Raw genomic sequence first — 310 nt, 5'->3', positions numbered from 1 at the left:
AATGGATTTTGCCGTGAATGCCGGAAGCGAGAGAGTCACCAACCTTGCGGACGGTTTTATCCGCTTCAAATTGCAGCTTGCCTTTGCCCTTGGGCTATTTCAGCTCATCCTCAAAATGAAGGCGGGTTTTGCCCTTGCCGGTTTCCTCATTAAAGACACGCTCTTTCTTGAGGACCTTGTGCGTGGGCAGCTTCTCGGGGGCAGCGTCCAGACGCTCATGCGCCTTCTCGGACTTCCTTTCGATCTTCTGCATCCGCTTCGTGGGCGGGACGGCATCGTCCGAGACCGGCTTTGCGGAGGCAGTCTCCGC

General features: G+C 56.5%; 1 pseudogene. It reads right to left on the bottom strand.

What is annotated here, in order from left to right:
* A pseudogene (locus P0G09_RS17770) lies at window positions 1–310 on the bottom strand (peptidase M23); the annotation flags it as partial.

The sequence above is a fragment of the Faecalibacterium sp. DFI.5.82 genome (genome assembly GCF_029076575.1).
GTDB lineage: Bacteria > Bacillota > Clostridia > Oscillospirales > Ruminococcaceae > Faecalibacterium > Faecalibacterium duncaniae.
Note: the sequence above shows the minus strand (reverse complement) of the source record. Positions and strands in the feature narration are given on the sequence as shown.